The sequence below is a fragment of the Aeromicrobium phragmitis genome (assembly GCF_003674095.1).
In the GTDB taxonomy this organism is placed as follows: Bacteria; Actinomycetota; Actinomycetes; order Propionibacteriales; family Nocardioidaceae; genus Aeromicrobium; species Aeromicrobium phragmitis.
In genome coordinates this window covers 1-514 of sequence record NZ_RDBF01000056.1, presented here as the reverse complement: position 1 = coordinate 514, position 514 = coordinate 1, and the positions used below count along the sequence as shown (strand labels likewise).

Genomic DNA, 514 nt, shown 5'->3' with positions numbered 1-514 from the left:
CTGGGGCGGAGTCGGTGACGATGAGGTCGAAGCCCTCGAACACCTCACGCAAGTGAGCGAGCGCTTCGTTCTCGCTGCGGTCGGGCGCGAAGCGGAAGTTCACCGTCAGCACGGCGTCATCGGGGATGACGTTGCCACTCACTCCCCCACGCACGCCCACGGCGTTGAGACCTTCGCGGTACACCAGGCCGTCGATCTCGACCTCGCGGGCGACGTACCTGTCGAGCGTGGCGAGCGCAGGCGCGAGCTTGTGGATCGCGTTGCTGCCCATCCAGGAGCGCGCCGAGTGCGACCGCTCGCCGGTGGTGCGGATCTCGACTCGCATCGTGCCCTGGCATCCCGCCTCGACGCCCGCGTTGGAGGGCTCCATGAGGATGGCGAAGTCGCCCTCGAGCCATTCGGGATGCTCACGCGCGATGCGGCCGAGGCCGTTGTGTTCGGCAGCGATCTCCTCGGCTTCGTAGAAGACGTACGTCACGTCACGGACGGGAGCGTTCAGCTCGGCAGCGAGCTT

General features: G+C 67.3%; 1 protein-coding gene. It reads right to left on the bottom strand.

Annotated elements, in window-relative coordinates; genetic code table 11:
* On the bottom strand, window positions 1-514 hold a 514-nt coding region (locus D9V41_RS16225; protein ID WP_121795612.1), incomplete at both ends, for a peptidase dimerization domain-containing protein.